At 32.3% G+C, this 14,106-nt stretch carries 11 protein-coding genes; 5 read left to right on the top strand and 6 right to left on the bottom strand.

Annotated features, from left to right (window positions below; genetic code table 11):
- Window positions 1-95 precede the first annotated feature (95 nt).
- Window positions 96-2,261, top strand: a complete 2,166-nt coding sequence (locus ACUN3A_RS18400; RefSeq protein ID WP_445552742.1) for an endonuclease MutS2 — start codon at window positions 96-98, stop codon at window positions 2,259-2,261.
- 45 nt (window positions 2,262-2,306) lie between these two features.
- On the opposite strand, the gene ACUN3A_RS18395 is transcribed toward ACUN3A_RS18400, so the two are convergent.
- The gene (locus tag ACUN3A_RS18395; RefSeq protein ID WP_445552741.1) at window positions 2,307-5,954 is read right to left on the bottom strand and encodes a PAS domain S-box protein; all 3,648 of its coding nucleotides are present in this window, start codon (window positions 5,952-5,954) and stop codon (window positions 2,307-2,309) included.
- 18 nt (window positions 5,955-5,972) lie between these two features.
- A complete protein-coding gene (locus ACUN3A_RS18390; RefSeq protein ID WP_445552740.1) occupies window positions 5,973-6,407 on the bottom strand; it encodes a response regulator in 435 nt (144 codons plus the stop codon).
- A 413-nt stretch (window positions 6,408-6,820) separates the two neighbouring features.
- Here ACUN3A_RS18390 and ACUN3A_RS18385 point away from each other — a divergent pair, with 413 nt between their 5' ends.
- Together ACUN3A_RS18385 and ACUN3A_RS18380 are read left to right on the top strand one after the other, a co-directional pair.
- Window positions 6,821-7,159 carry a hypothetical protein gene (locus ACUN3A_RS18385; RefSeq protein WP_445552739.1) on the top strand — a complete coding sequence of 113 codons (339 nt, stop codon included), beginning with the start codon at window positions 6,821-6,823 and terminating at the stop codon, window positions 7,157-7,159.
- Window positions 7,160-7,184: 25 nt separating this feature from the next.
- Window positions 7,185-7,394 carry a YtxH domain-containing protein gene (locus tag ACUN3A_RS18380; RefSeq protein WP_445552738.1) on the top strand — a complete coding sequence of 70 codons (210 nt, stop codon included), beginning with the start codon at window positions 7,185-7,187 and terminating at the stop codon, window positions 7,392-7,394.
- A 225-nt stretch (window positions 7,395-7,619) separates the two neighbouring features.
- Here the strand turns inward: ACUN3A_RS18380 and ACUN3A_RS18375 are convergent, their stop codons facing one another.
- Entirely contained in the window at window positions 7,620-7,859 is a 240-nt protein-coding gene (locus tag ACUN3A_RS18375; RefSeq protein WP_445552737.1) for a hypothetical protein, read from the bottom strand.
- Between the two features lie 378 nt (window positions 7,860-8,237).
- Between ACUN3A_RS18375 and ACUN3A_RS18370 the strand changes: the two genes are divergently transcribed.
- Complete coding sequence (locus ACUN3A_RS18370) at window positions 8,238-9,695, top strand: FAD-dependent oxidoreductase (protein ID WP_445552736.1); 1,458 nt, start codon at window positions 8,238-8,240, stop codon at window positions 9,693-9,695.
- Window positions 9,696-9,798: 103 nt separating this feature from the next.
- Here ACUN3A_RS18370 and ACUN3A_RS18365 read toward each other — a convergent pair whose 3' ends face one another.
- The 3 genes from ACUN3A_RS18365 to ACUN3A_RS18355 form a co-directional block, all read right to left on the bottom strand.
- Complete coding sequence (locus ACUN3A_RS18365; protein WP_445552735.1) at window positions 9,799-12,309, bottom strand: heavy metal translocating P-type ATPase; 2,511 nt, start codon at window positions 12,307-12,309, stop codon at window positions 9,799-9,801.
- Between the two features lie 183 nt (window positions 12,310-12,492).
- Window positions 12,493-13,011, bottom strand: coding sequence for a helix-turn-helix domain-containing protein (locus ACUN3A_RS18360; RefSeq protein WP_445552734.1), 519 nt, complete (start codon window positions 13,009-13,011; stop codon window positions 12,493-12,495).
- 45 nt (window positions 13,012-13,056) lie between these two features.
- Entirely contained in the window at window positions 13,057-13,587 is a 531-nt protein-coding gene (locus tag ACUN3A_RS18355) for a DUF3347 domain-containing protein (protein WP_445552733.1), read from the bottom strand.
- A gap of 121 nt (window positions 13,588-13,708) precedes the next feature.
- Between ACUN3A_RS18355 and ACUN3A_RS18350 the strand changes: the two genes are divergently transcribed.
- Complete coding sequence (locus ACUN3A_RS18350; RefSeq protein WP_445552732.1) at window positions 13,709-13,942, top strand: hypothetical protein; 234 nt, start codon at window positions 13,709-13,711, stop codon at window positions 13,940-13,942.
- Window positions 13,943-14,106 lie beyond the last annotated feature (164 nt).

Raw genomic sequence — 14,106 nt, 5'->3', positions numbered from 1 at the left:
AAAGTTCGTAAAGTTTTCTCAAAGAGAGCAAAGAAAATGGTTTTTGACTTTTTACTTTGTAACTTTGGGCTTTTACTCTGACTTTTGATATAAAAATGATATCCATTACCGAAAAAACATTACAAGATTTACAATTTCCTACGGTTCTCGAAACGATTTCCGAAATTTGTAATACCGATATAGGAAAACAAAAAGCTTTAGAAATAACACCTTTTAGAGACAAAGAGACTTTGATGAGCGCATTATTGCAAACGTCTGAGTATGTTTCTTCTTTTCAAAATAACAACGCCATCCCTAATCATGGTTTTGACGCTATAACCTACGAGATAAAATTCCTCGCCATCGAAGATAGTTTTTTGGAAGTCGGTAGTTTTAGAAAGATTGCTACAATATCCGAAACGACAAATGTACTTTTGGCATTTTTAAATAAATTCAATGATTATTACCCAAATCTTTGTACTAAAAGTTCTGGAATTCAATTAACCAAAGAAATTATTACTCTTGTAGATGCTGTAGCCGATAAATATGGAGAAATAAAAGATAATGCATCTCCTCGATTACTTGAAATACGACGCGAAATGAATTTGGTTCGCGGAAAAGTAAATCAAAGTTTTGCTTCGGCTTTGACACAATATAATAGTTTGGGGTATTTAGATGATATCAAGGAGAGTTTTGTGCAAAACCGTCGTGTTTTAGCTGTTTTAGCGATGTACAGACGAAAAGTAAAAGGTTCTATATTGGGAAGTTCCAAAACTGGAAGTATTGCTTACATTGAACCCGAAAACACCCTTAAATATTCCCGTGAACTTAGTAATTTGGAATATGAAGAAAAAGAAGAAATTACCAAAATTCTAAAACAACTATCGAACGCTGTTCGTCCATTTTTGCCATTATTAATCCAATATCAGGATTTTTTAAGTGATATTGATGTGATTGCGGCGAAAGCAAAATACGCTAATAGAATCAATGGAATTCTACCAACTATTACTGAGGAACGCCGTCTTTATTTTAGAGATGCCTACCATCCTATTTTGTATTTGAACAACAAACAAAAAAAGGAAATTACGCATCCACAAACCATAGAATTAAGTCAGGAAAATAGAATAATTGTTATTTCTGGTCCTAATGCTGGGGGTAAAACTATCTCAATGAAGACTGTTGGTTTACTACAATTAATGCTGCAGTCGGGTATGTTAATTCCTGTGCATGAGCGCAGTGAAACGTTTCTATTTGATCGTATACTAACTGATATTGGAGATAATCAATCTATTGAAAATCACCTAAGTACTTATAGTTACCGCTTGAAGAACATGAACTACTTCTTGAAAAAATGTAACAAGAAAACTATGTTCTTAATAGATGAATTTGGTACAGGTTCCGATCCGGAATTAGGAGGTGCTTTGGCGGAAATTTTCTTAGAGGAGTTTTATCATCGGGAAGCTTTTGGATTGATTACTACGCATTATTCCAATCTTAAGATTTTAGCAAATGAATTACCGTATACTACCAACGCCAATATGCTTTTTGACGAGAAATCATTAGAACCTATGTACAAATTAGCTTTGGGGCAAGCTGGAAGCTCTTTTACATTTGAAGTTGCTTTAAAAAACGGAATTCCATTTAGCTTAATCAATCGTGCAAAGAAGAAAATTGAGGTTGGAAAAGTACGTTTTGACAAAACCATTGCCACACTTCAGAAAGAACGTTCTAAACTCGAGAAAACTTCATTAAATCTAAAAGAAGAAGAAACTCGAGCCCGTGAAGAAGGCAAAAAGATGGAGAATATCAATGTCAAAATCAAACAAAAGCTGGAAAGTTACCAAGAATTGTATGACAGCAACCAAAAGACGATTTATATTGGTCAAAAAATAGAAGATATTGCCGAGAAATATTTCAATAATAAAAACAAAAAAGATCTTATTGGCGAGTTTTTAAAAATCATTGAAATTGAAAATTCTAAACGCAAAAAAGTGACTCCTAAAGAGATTAAAGCGATAGTTGAAAAGAAAAAAGAAATTATCAAAGAAGTCGAAATCAAGGTTGAGGAAATCCGAATTGAAAAGAAAGAAAAGAAACTAAAACCTGTTGTTGAAAAGCCAAAAGTTACATTGAAAGTTGGTGACCGTGTACGAATGCTGGATGGTAAATCTGTGGGAAGTATTGATAAAATTGAGAAAAATAAAGCTGTGGTTAATTACGGCTTGTTTACTTCGAAAGTGAGTTTAGATGAATTGGAATTTGTTGAAGCTGCGAAGAAATAGTATTTAGCGTCAATCTCTGTGAGAAGATTGACAGGTTTATTTTTTTTATTTGATAATCGGAATGTAAATATCAAAAGTTGCTCCTTTATTCAGTTCACCTTTGGCAGTAATAATACCTTGGTGATTTTCTACAATCTTTTTTACAATTGCTAATCCAATTCCAGTTCCGTTATATTCATCTCTTCCGTGTAGGCGCTGAAAAACTTCAAATATTTTTTCGCCATATTCTTGTTCAAAACCAATACCATTATCCGAAATTTCAAGATGGCAATAGTCTTCTTCGTCTAAAAGATTGTTATTGTTTAACGTGTTTCCTTTAGCAATTTTGCATTTAATTTCTATTCTAAGAGGAATATCTGTTCTTGAAAACTTAATGGAATTGCTTAATAGATTGTATAAAATTTGTTTAAACTGAAAGGGAATAATATCTATAATTATCTCACTACATACTTCATCATTTATGATAACTACTTGTTTTTGATCCAGTTCTTCTATTAAATCTTCTTTTATCTCTTCGATGATTAGAGCAAGATTTGTTTCTTCAAATTTGACATCCTGAATGTTGGTTTTAGAATAAGTCAATAAATCATTGATTAATGTTTGCATTCGCTGCGCAGCATTCTGCATTCTTCTGAATTTATCCTTTCCGATGTCTGATAAATTTTGAGATTCTCTTTCAACTATCTGTGTAGCGAAAGTTTGAATTTTTCTAAGTGGTTCTTGTAAATCATGGCTTGAAATATAAGCAAAAGACTGAAGTTCTTTATTCATTTTCTCCAATTCAATATTTTTTTGCTGCAGTTCTAATCCATTTAGTTTTAATTTATCGTCAGCTTCCTTTTTTTCAGTAAGGTCATGTGTAACTTTTGAAAATCCAATAAGTTCCTTTTTTTTGTTATGAACGGCTGTAATTACAACACTTGCCCAAAAAAGAGTCCCATTTTTTCTAATACGCCATCCTTCTTGAACAGCTTTCCCTTTTTCTTTAGCAATAGTTAATAATTTTTGAGGAAGATTATCTTTTCGATCGGATTCTGTATAAAAGACAGAAAAACTTTTCCCAATAATTTCTTCTGCTTTGTATCCTTTTATTTTTTGAGCTCCAAGATTCCAATTTTCAACAATACCTATATTATCAAGATATAAAATGGCATAATCTTGTATTTCTTCAACCATTAAATGATAACGCTCTTCACTTTTTTCAAGCGACTCATTTATTATACTAAGTTCTTTTGTACGCTCTTTTACCTGTTTTTCTAATTCGCTTGTAAATCTTTTTTGTTCCTGTATATCCGTACTTGTACCGACCCACATTTGTATTTTTCCATTTTCATCTATTTGTGGAGTTGCACGACTTAATTGCCATCGATATTCTCCATCAAATCTTCTAAAACGGTGTTCAAATAAAAAATCTTTACCTGTTTCGATGGAAATCTTCCATTTTTCTCTGTTTTCATCAATATCTTCAGGGTGAACTATTTGCATCCAACCATCTTTATCAATTTGTTCAGGTGTTAAACCAGAATATTCATAAACGGATTCGTTAAAATAATTTAAATTGCCTTCTGTATCTGAGGTCCATATATGTTGCGGAATTGAGCTAGCAAGGAGTCGAAATTTTTGTTCGCTTTCTTGTAATTCCTGCTGATGCATTTTTAGCTTTGTAATATTTCTTGCAGTACCCAATAATTTTTCAGGATTATTTTCAGCGTCATAAAAAACTTTTCCTTTTGCCTCTACCCAATGTATGGATCCATCAATCCATATTACTCTTGCTTCATAGTATATATTCCCTGAAATGAGTGTTTCTTTATAGGCTTTTTCTCTAATATGAAAATCTTCTGGATGAATATGTTTAATTAATTGTTCATGATTTAAATCATTATATTCTTTATAACCACCAATAATTTCAAGATATCTATTTGAATAGTTGAGTTCTTTTGTTTTTACATTTAATTCCCAAGTACCAAGTTCACTAGCTTCGACTATAATATTGAGTCTTTCTTCATTTTGCTCTATTTTTTTTCGTGCTCCTACTTTTTCACTAACTTCTGTAACAGTTACAATGATACCTGAAATATTTCCGTCATCTTCTTTTAAAGGATGGTAAAGGAAATCAAAATAGAAAATACCTATATTTCCATTGCGGTTGAGTGGAATTGGAACTTCATTTCCCTGATAAGGAATGCCTGTATTTAAAACAGAATCTAATAGAGAAATTACTGATTCCTGTACTTCGGGTAAAGACTCAAATAAAGGTTTTCCAACAAAAGATTTTTCTTCTCTGTCTACCAATTTTAAATAGGCTTCATTGGCCATTTCTACAATGTATTCAGAGCCTCGCAAAATAGTTATTCCAACAGGTGCTTGCTTAACGGTACTTCGAAAACGTTTATCGCTTTCTTCTATTTTTTTCTTTGCTAAATTGAGATCCGTAAGATCAACTCCGGTGTTCATTACCCCGTAGATATTGCCATTTAGATCATATAACGGAGTCAAACTATAGTTAAAATAGTAGGTGCTTAATTTACCATCAACAATTAAATCCAAAGGAGTATTTTCGGTATGGAAAGATTTTCCTGTATCAAGAACAGTTTTAATTTGTTCAAATACCAATTGATTATCTAGTTCTGGTAAAATATCTTTGAATGATTTTCCTATCACATCATTCCCTTTTCCCCAAATATTAATAATGGCTTGGTTGGCAAGTTCAACACGCATTTCTTTTCCAACATATACTGCAATTGCGAAAGGTGCATTTAATACAATTTCTCTAACTTTTTGTTCACTTTCTTCAATTTTTGAACGAGAAATTACTTGTGATGTCACTTCTATGGCAATGGCTGCAATACCTGAAATAGTTCCGTCTGATTCTTTCAGAGCATCATATACAAAATTAAGATAGATCGTTTCCATTTTTCCATTACGTGGTAATAGAACAGGTCTTTCATTGGCAACATATTTTTCGCCTGTTCTATAAACGGTGTTGATTAGATCTTCTAAACCTTGATCTTTTACTTCTGGCAACCCTTCAAAAATTGGTTTATTGATTACCTCTTCAGCACTTTTGCCCCACAATTGAAGCATAAGTTCGTTTGCAATCTCTACAATATGATTTTCACCTCTGAAAACGCACATGGCCGTAGGCGCCTGCATGATGTTATTTAGGTAACGGTTGTTACTTAGTTCTAATTTTTTATATGCAACTACACTTTCTGTGGTTTCATTGCAGATAACCATTACACCAGCAATTTTTTCAGATTCGTCATATACTGGACTGTAACTGAATGTCCAATAAACATCTTCAATTTTACCGTTTCGATATATTGGAATAAGCTGATCCTGACTCCATGTTGCTCCTTCTCCATCAAGGACTTGCTTAATAAGGGGGTGAATAATGTGCCATATTTCAAACCATGCTTCTTCAGCATTTTGTCCTAAAATATTGGGATGTTTACCATCATTTCCCAAACTCGGACGGTATGCATCATTATAAAAACAAGTGAGTTTACTTCCCCACCATAAAAACATAGGAAATTTTGAATTTAAAATAATACTCAGAGTAGTTCGAAGACTTTGTGGCCAAGTATCAGGAGTTCCTACAGGCGTTTTGCTCCAATCCTTGGTACGTGTAAGTTCTCCCATTTCTCCTCCTCCTCTTAAAAAATAATACTCATTATTTGTATTAATCATGCAAATAAAATTTTAAAGTTAAAGGACGAATTGAGCTCTTTCTGGCTGTTTAAAATTATTATCAGCAGATATTACAAGTGCATTTTTTATCACTTTTATTAATTCATTAAAATCACCTGGTTTTTGAATGTAGTAGGTAGCTCCTTTTTCATACATCTTATCGACAATATTTATATCAAATGAAGTAGAAAATATAATTACAGCCAGATCTTTTAATTTTTCCGATTTTTTTATTTCAGTCAAGCATTCAAAGCCATTTTTTCGTGGCATATTGAGATCCAGAAAAAGTATATCTGGTAAATTATTATCTGATAAAAATTGCAAAAGCTGAACTCCATCATTTACTGTTATTAGCGTTACAGAAAGAGCTATTTCATCCAATGCTTCTTTGAAAAAAAGACAATCGTCTTCGTCATCATCAGCAAGTAAAAGATTGTATTGTTTTTTATTCATTTCTGTTAAAATAATATTTATAAATAGTAGTATTTTTTGAAAAAGACAACTTGATGCATTAAAAAAGTATAATTAACTTTATTATTTTTTAATTAGGTTATTGTGTTGAAAATAAGTCTTTTAATTAGGGTGGTTATATTTCTGATTTTGTATTAAATTATGCTTTTTCATTTGCTAAGATAAGATTAATTAATTAATTTTTTCTGTTTTTAAAGCTAAACTGCTATAGGCTCAAAGTCTTTAAGATTTGTTTTGAAACACTAAAACAGACAAGGTATCGATTTCAAAATAGAACTATAAATAGTGTAACAATTACAAAAAGTTATGTAATATAATTAGTGTATATCGGTTGCAATTTTGTAATTCAAATATTTCGGGATACAAGTAATTAATCTTTTAAAAAAATACAAATAATGGATACTAATAGAAATAATATTCAATATAGACACGATACTAATATTGATAAAAATTGGGGAGGAATAAATCCTATAGAGGAAAGTTTTAATCAAGGTAATTTCAAAATTTATAATAATGAATATACCAATGAAAAAAATCAGGATACAGCTGCTGATTACCTTCTCAACCAAAACAATTCAAATACAGGTTATAACGAAGAATTGTTAGTAAAAAAACTGGTATATGATTTAAGAGTAAAAACAAACAGCTTTGAAGATAATTCCTTTCATAATAGACATAATAAAGGGAAAGTAGAATACACTTCGGCTTATTATAGCAATTTTCAATCAAACTAAATATTAATTATAAAAAACAGACATTATGGAATCAGGTAAAGTTATTTGCGCATTATTTACTGGTGCAGTAATAGGTGCAGCAGTTGGAGTTTTGTTTGCTCCTGAAAAAGGAGAAGATTTGAGAAATAAAATAGCCGATAAAAAAACGGATTATTTGAATTCTTTGAAAGAAAAACTAAGTAATATAACGGGAAAAAACACTCCAGAATCAGGTATATCTAGCGATTCTGTATAAATAGTTTTTATACTTTAATTAATCCATTGTAAATGAAATATTTTGTTTACAATGGATTTTTTTTTTGCAAAAAATTGAAATTCATAAGAATTGGAAATTTTATATAATATAAAAACCTGCAGCATTATTTCACTGCAGGCTTTCCTCGTAACAATTTCCCCAAACCGTTACTGAATTAATAATACCAATTTATATATTAGAATGTAATTTAGGTAACGACAAAAATTATTTATTTGTTGTCGTTGTCGTCGTTTTTGTTGATTTTTTTGCTTCAATTGTATCAACATCAATACTAGTTGTGTCGACTGGCACTTGCGCATTTACAGTATCAATAACTGTAGTAACGGAGTCCGATTCATAAGTTGTAGTACTTTCTGTTGGACTTGGTTCATTTTTTTTACATGAAAATGAAAGTGTTGCAATTAGAATTACAATGGCTATTTTGGATTTTAACGGAGTTCTCATAATGGTGTTTTTTTAAAATTTTTATTAATAATTTATATATTTCAAATTTAAAATTTCACATATGCTTAACGTTATATAATTTCAACATTTTGTTATATAATAGCAATAGGATTTAAGTTTTAATTGAAACTGTTTCAATATAATAGCATTAATTTAGTGTTTGCTTAAAGAATATTACTTACCTCCTATTCAGTCATTAGTGACGCAACTTTAGAATTCTTTCAAACATCTAATTTTATAGTGTTTAATAACAATTTTTACTCTGTTTGTATTTGGAGCTTATTCTAAAAAGTTAAAGCAGTTTCATATCAGTAATCTTTTGTATTAAATTTGCGTACTGTCTTCTAGCCATGACATGTTAAAGTTAAATACGAAGAAGTGAAAAAAGTAAAAAATGTAGATGGAAGCTGGATTATTTGTCAAGAATGTCAAGGACGGGGTAAAAAAAGCCGGGGACTCAGTGATAAAGCACGACGTAACTACCAAATGGCACTTGATCAATTTGAAAAAGCGAAAGGTGAAGGAGTAGCTCCAGTTCGTCCCAAAGGACATCTATACACATGCCTAAACTGCAATGGATCTGGTTTACTTCGTTCTGCTAATCCTCCTATCGCTGATAAAGAAAATTATCCACATGTTGCTATTATTGGCGGCGGTATTGGTGGAGTGGCTCTAGCTGTTGCTTGTTTACATCGAGGAATTCCTTTTACTCTTTATGAACGTGATGATAACTTCGAAGCTCGATCACAAGGTTACGGACTTACTTTGCAACAGGCTAGTAAAGCGATCGAAGGATTGGGAATTTTTTCGTTGGATGAAGGAGTGATTTCGACACGACATGTGGTTCATACTACAGAAGGAAAAGTGATTGGGGAATGGGGAATCAGAAAGTGGATGCAGTCCGATGCCAAAACATTTCAGAAACGCACAAATGTCCATATCGCAAGGCAATCTTTGCGCTTAGCATTACTCGAACAGCTCGGCGGACACGATATGGTACAATGGGGGCACCAGTTAGTAGATTTTAAAGAAACTAAAGATAAACATATTGAACTAACTTTTCAGGTAAATGATGAGATAAAAACCGCCAAAGCAGATTTAGTGGTTGGAGCCGATGGTATTCGTAGTTCGGTGCGAAGGTTGCTTATTGGTGAAGATATTACTCCTTTACGTTATCTAGGTTGTATTGTGATATTGGGTATTTGTCCTTTGGATGCTATCGAAGACCATGCCAGTTCTTTACTGGACTCGGCTACTGTATTTCAAACCGCAAATGGCAATGAGCGGATTTACATAATGCCTTATACGTCAGATTCTGTGATGTGGCAACTTAGCTTTCCAATGCAAGAAGACGAGGCTAAGGCCTTAAGTGCTCTAGGAACTCAAGCTCTCAAAGAAGAAGCGTGTCGCAGAACGCAATGGCACGATCCCATTCCTCAGATTTTAGCGGCAACTTTAGAATCTCAGATTTCTGGCTATCCTGTGTATGACCGAGAATTACTCAAATCAGAATTGTTAGAGAAAGGTAAACAAGTGACGCTGATTGGAGATGCAGCACATCCTATGAGTCCCTTCAAAGGACAAGGGGCAAATCAAGCGTTATTGGATGCGCTCATGCTGGCTCGGGGAATAGCAAAGGGATGTAGGTCTTTATCGCAATGGAGAAAAGTTGGAATAAGGGAAAGTGTTTTGACTGGGTTTGAATCAGAAATGTTAGAACGCTCTGCTACGAAAGTGAAAGATTCAGCAGACGCCGCACAGTTTCTGCATTCTGAAATTGTGCTTTGTGAGGGTGATGAACCAAGAGGACGATGTTTAAAGAAAAAAAGTATATAATCTAGGTTTAAGTCTTAATTTTTAATCAACTATCAATCTTGTTACAATAAGCTTCATACTTAGTTTTGGGTAAATTTTTAGTATGTACTTAATTTCATAAAGTTTAAAGTTTTAGATTTCGTAAACGCAAAGCATTAATAATTACCGATACTGAACTCAGACTCATTGCTAAAGCAGCTAACATTGGAGAAAGCAAGATTCCGAAAAAGGGATATAAAATTCCAGCTGCAATCGGCACACCTAAAATATTGTATATAAAAGCAAAAAATAAGTTTTGTTTAATATTCGACATTACGGCGTGACTGAGTTTTTTAGCCTTTACAATTCCGTTTAAATCTCCCTTGACCAAAGTAATTTTAGCGCTTTCTATCGCAACATCAGTTCCAGTTCCCATCGCAATACCAATGTTTGATTGTGCCAAAGCTGGTGCATCGTTAATTCCATCACCTGCCATTGCAACAATTTTGCCTTCGGACTGTAGACGCTTAATTTCTTTTAATTTGTCTTCTGGTAAACAATCGGCTTTAAACGAACTTAAATGTAATTGACCAGCAACTGCCTTTGCCGTATTTTTATTATCTCCGGTTAGCATAATTACTTCAACACCTTGATCAATTAATTCTTTGATGGCTTGAGCACTGTTTTCCTTTATAGCATCAGTAATTGTAACATAACCCAAAACAGTTTGATCAATCGAAATGTAAGAAACCGTTTTACCTAAGTTTTGTTCTGCTGTGATTCTGTTTTCAATATCGTCAGAAATTGAAGCATTAATTTGAAACATTAATTTTTTATTTCCAAGTGCCATTTTTTTATTGTTGACAGTTCCTAAAACTCCTTTTCCTGCAATAGTTTCAAAATCGGGAACTTCAGTTAAAGCAATGTTTTTAGTTTTAGAAAAATTAACAACAGCTTGTGCCAAAGGATGTTCGCTGTATTGATTTAAAGAGGCAATGTCTTGTAGTAAAGAATCATCATCATTGTTTATGGCATATATTTTTTCGACAGATGGTTTTCCCTCTGTAATTGTTCCTGTTTTATCAGTAATCAGAACATCAATTTTATCCATGTTTTCTAGAGCTTCTGCATTTTTAATTAAAATACCAAACTGTGCTCCTTTGCCCACTCCAACCATAACTGACATTGGAGTAGCTAATCCCAAAGCGCAAGGACAAGCAATAATTAAAACAGCAATCGCATTAATTAATCCGTAAACATAAGACGGTTCCGGACCAAATTTTGCCCAAGAAATAAAAGTCAAAACAGAGATTATAACTACTGAGGGTACAAAATATTTGGCAACTTTATCAGCTAATTTTTGAATTGGGGCTCTCGAACGACTCGCATCATTTACCATTTGAATAATTTGCGAAAGCATTGTTTCGGATCCAACTTTTTCAGCAATCATAACAAATGATTTTGTTCCGTTTATAGTTCCTGAAATCACCGAATCCCCTACTTTTTTATCTACAGGAATTGATTCTCCTGTAATCATAGATTCATCTATATTACTTTCGCCAGTTGTAATTTTTCCGTCAACTGGAATTTTTCCTCCTGGTTTTACACGTAATAAATCTCCTTTTTTGATATCGTGAATAGAAATTACTTTATCGCTTCCATTTTCTACTACTATAGCATCTGTTGGTGCTAGTTTTAATAATTCTTTTATTGCTCCGTTCGTTTGTCCGTGAGCTTTGGCTTCTAATAATTGACCAAGTAAAACTAACGTTATAATAACCGTTGCTGCTTCAAAATACAAATGAATTGTTCCGTGATGTGATTTGAATTCTGTTGGAAAAATAGCAGGAAAAAACATTCCAACAAGACTAAATAGAAAAGCAACACTCGTTCCAATTCCGATAAGTGTAAACATGTTTAAATTCCATGTTATAATCGATTTCCAAGCACGGACAAAAAATATCCTTCCTGCATAAAATAGCACTGGAATCGAAAATAAGAATTGAGCATAATTCCATTTATTAATTGACATTATAGTATAAAGAGGATTATTTGGAATCATTTCTGACATCGAAATAATAAAAATAGGAAGTGTAAACAATACGGCAATCTTCATTTTTTTTAATAAATCACTGTATGTTTTGTTTTCTTCGTTTTCAGAAGCTTGTGCAGGAACTAAATCCATACCGCAGATGGGGCAGTCACCAGGCTCATTAGAAATAATTTCCGGATGCATCGGACAGGTAAATTGGGCACTACTGATTACGAGCTGTGGTATCAGATCCATACCGCAGACAGGACAATCTCCCTCTTTATTATAAGTTTTGTCCCCTTCACAATGCATTGGACAATAAAAAATACCAGTTGTATTGACCGTTTTTTTATGATTGTGTACCCCTTTTTTAGAAGAACAACAAGAGTTTACAGGTTCATCTTCTAAATTTTTAGAAGACTTCATCTCAATTGTATAATTTCCTGCAGCTGCCAAAACTTCTTTAAATTTTTCCGTAGAAACATGTTTGTTCATTGTAATTGTGGCTGTTGGAGGATTTAAATTTACTTCAGCATGAACACCATCAATTGTGTTTAAGGTATTTTCAACTTTAGTTCGGCAGCCATTGCACGACATTCCTGAAATTATATATTGATGTGTCATTGCTTTGTTTGTTTTAGTATTACAATGCAAATTTCCGAAGTAACGTTTACTCCCAGTTGTATAATTTTGAGAATGATTTGTAAGATTTATAAAAAGTTGTTTAACCGCAAAGAGTGCAAAGTTTTTTTTTAATATACAGGGTTTTATAAAATGAAAAGTTCATAAAGCTTGGTCGAAAAAAAATTACAAATTCTCTATTTGGATGCGTTTTTTGTCTTTTAGCTGTTTAAAATAGGTTGGCGTAAAACCTGTAATTCTCTTGAACTGATTACTCAAATGAGCGACATTGCTGTAGTTTAGTAAATCTGCAATTTCGCTTAACGAAAGTTCATTATACATTAAAAGCTCTTTTACTTTCTCTATTTTTTGACTGATGAAATATTTTTCGATAGTAGTGTTTTCAACTTCGGAAAATAAATTACTAAGTGTACTATAATCTTGGTTTAAGTTTTGGACTAGGTAGTCTGATAAATTAATTTTAAGATCATTGTTTTTATGATGAACCAAATCGATAATAAGCGTTTTTATTTTCTCGATGGCTTTACTTTTTTTATCATCAATCAAATCGAAACCTAATGTATGCAGTTTTTGCAGTAAAATTTCTTTCTGGTTTTCGGTGATTTTCTCTTTTAATTCAACTTCACCCAATTCAACTGAAATTGTCTGAAGTCCAAGTTTTTCGAACTCAGACTTCACAACCATTTTACACCTGCTGCATACCATGTTTTTGACATAGAGCATCATAATTTATTTGATAGTTTCAATCACATTGCCACAAGTAAGCATTGAAGAACCGTAATATGGATTTTTAACAGCTTTTTCTTTGCTTAACCAATTTGCATCAGCCATTGGACAATATTGGATGTAAATCGTTTCTGTTGGATTTGAAGCTTTAATCAGCTCGTAAGTATTTTTAGATAAGGACTTAAAGGTCTCACGTTGCTTTTTAAGATCTTGATTGGATGAAATTACTTTAGCATCGACAGTCATTTTTTTCATGACTTTCATCCAAACTGTACGCTCAGCGCTTTTCAGTTTATCAGTTTTTACTGCGCTAATCGAAGTTAATAAAGAAGCCGCTTTTACCGAAGTTGTTTTTGCATCACTTTTAATAAGTGCTTCTTTCATAGCAAAATAATTATCAAAAACAGGTTTTAATTGGCTTGATTCCTGAATATCTTTAATGATAGTTTCAGGTTTTATTTTGTTTGCTGTGATTGTATTTACTGAAAATACTATTGTAATTACTGTTAATATAGTTATGATTGAATTTTTCATTTTATGGGGTTTTTATAAAAGAATTTGAATTTCCTTCTGTGTTATTTTTATGATTAGTTATACAAATTTAGATAAAAATAGTTGGCTAAGCGTCTTTTAAGAATTCAATAACTAAAGTCTTTTGAAAATTATAGGACAAGAAACAACAAAATTTCTTGGATTTGAAAATGATATTTCTTTGAAATATGTGCCAGTCAAAGAGTTGGAAATAAATTGTGCCTTTTCTTTTTATCAGTCAACAAGTGCGATGAAATATCTACCAAAAATACAAGATGAAAACACACTAGCACTTTGGAGTTATATTATGATTTCATATTCTTTTAACGCTGTAAATTTAAAACATTACAAAAACTAACGTGCTAATTTTCAAATAAAAAAAGCTACAAGAAAATAATTCCTTTAGCTTTTTTGTAAAATTGAAATTACTAATCTTTATGGGCAAGGTTATAAATTACCCTATCGGATTTGTGTATACGATTTGTATAGAGAAACTATACAGATCATATAGAACAACTATAT

It is taken from the genome of Flavobacterium sp. WC2509 (assembly GCF_052683105.1).
Note: the sequence above shows the minus strand (reverse complement) of the source record. Positions and strands in the feature narration are given on the sequence as shown.

Excerpts from the sequence above, each read along its gene's own strand:
- ACUN3A_RS18380 (WP_445552738.1), top strand. The coding sequence starts at position 7,185 with ATGGAATCAGGTAAAGTTATTTGCGCATTATTTACTGGTGCAGTAATA.
- ACUN3A_RS18360 (WP_445552734.1), bottom strand. The coding sequence starts at position 13,011 with ATGGTTGTGAAGTCTGAGTTCGAAAAACTTGGACTTCAGACAATTTCA.
- ACUN3A_RS18390 (WP_445552740.1), bottom strand. The coding sequence starts at position 6,407 with ATGAATAAAAAACAATACAATCTTTTACTTGCTGATGATGACGAAGAC.
- ACUN3A_RS18400 (WP_445552742.1), top strand. The coding sequence starts at position 96 with ATGATATCCATTACCGAAAAAACATTACAAGATTTACAATTTCCTACG.
- ACUN3A_RS18355 (WP_445552733.1), bottom strand. The coding sequence starts at position 13,587 with ATGAAAAATTCAATCATAACTATATTAACAGTAATTACAATAGTATTT.
- ACUN3A_RS18395 (WP_445552741.1), bottom strand. The coding sequence starts at position 5,954 with ATGATTAATACAAATAATGAGTATTATTTTTTAAGAGGAGGAGGAGAA.
- ACUN3A_RS18385 (WP_445552739.1), top strand. The coding sequence starts at position 6,821 with ATGGATACTAATAGAAATAATATTCAATATAGACACGATACTAATATT.
- ACUN3A_RS18375 (WP_445552737.1), bottom strand. The coding sequence starts at position 7,859 with ATGAGAACTCCGTTAAAATCCAAAATAGCCATTGTAATTCTAATTGCA.
- ACUN3A_RS18365 (WP_445552735.1), bottom strand. The coding sequence starts at position 12,309 with ATGACACATCAATATATAATTTCAGGAATGTCGTGCAATGGCTGCCGA.